General features: G+C 60.6%; 1 protein-coding gene. It reads right to left on the bottom strand.

Annotated features, from left to right (window positions below):
* Nucleotides 1–1,040, bottom strand: a 1,040-nt coding sequence (gene psbD, locus DXY35_RS11885; protein WP_115082515.1) for a photosystem II D2 protein (photosystem q(a) protein), incomplete at its 3' end; no start/stop codon positions are given.
* Nucleotides 1,041–1,047: the final 7 nt, after the last annotated feature.

The raw sequence follows: 1,047 nt of genomic DNA, 5'->3' as shown, positions 1-1,047 counted from the left end.
CGGGGCAGAACCTCTTCAGGGAAGACGAAGTTTTCGTGCGGCTGGTCAGCCGGTGCCATCCAGGCACGCAGACCTTCATTCAGAAGGATGTTCTTGGTGTAGAAGGTCTCGAATTCGGGATCTTCTGCAGCGCGAATTTCCTGTGACACGAAGTCATAGGCGCGCAGGTTGAGGGCCAGGCCGATGATGCCGATGGAGCTGGTCCACAGGCCCATCACAGGCACGAACAGCATGAAGAAGTGCAGCCAGCGCTTGTTGGAGAAGGCGATACCGAAGATCTGACTCCAGAAGCGGTTGGCGGTGACCATGGAATAGGTCTCTTCTTCCTGGGTGGGCTCGAACGCCTTGAAGGTGTTGGCCTGCTCACCGTCCTCAAACAGGGTGTTTTCCACGGTGGCGCCGTGAATGGCGCAGAGCAGTGCACCGCCGAGGATGCCGGCGACGCCCATCATGTGGAAGGGGTTCAGGGTCCAGTTGTGGAAGCCCTGGAGGAAGAGGAGGAAGCGGAAGATCGCAGCCACACCGAAGGAGGGCGCGAAGAACCAGCTGCTCTGGCCGAGGGGATACATCAGGAAGACACTGACGAACACCGCAATCGGACCGGAGAAGGCGATGGCGTTGTAAGGGCGGATGCCCACCAGACGAGCGATCTCGAACTGACGGAGCATGAAGCCGATCAGTGCGAAGGCGCCGTGCAGAGCCACGAAGGCCCAAAGGCCGCCGAGCTGACACCAGCGAACGAAGTCGCCCTGGGCTTCAGGGCCCCAGAGCAGCAGCAGGCTGTGACCCATCGCATCAGCGGGGGTGGACACAGCAGCAGTCAGGAAGTTGCAACCTTCCAGGTACGAGGAGGCAATGCCGTGGGTGTACCAAGAGGTGACAAAGGTGGTGCCTGTCAGCCAGCCACCGATGGCCAGGTAGGCCGTTGGGAGAAGAAGGATGCCGGACCAGCCGACAAAAACGAAGCGGTCGCGCTTGAGCCAGTCATCGAGGACGTCAAACCATCCCCGCTGTGGCGCGCGTCCTACAGCGATCGTCATGAGAGGT

Origin of the sequence: Synechococcus sp. N32, assembly GCF_900473895.1 — a bacterium.
Lineage (GTDB): Bacteria > Cyanobacteriota > Cyanobacteriia > PCC-6307 > Cyanobiaceae > Parasynechococcus.
The sequence above is the reverse complement of the archived record's forward strand: the minus strand, read 5'-3'. Positions and strand labels throughout refer to the sequence as shown.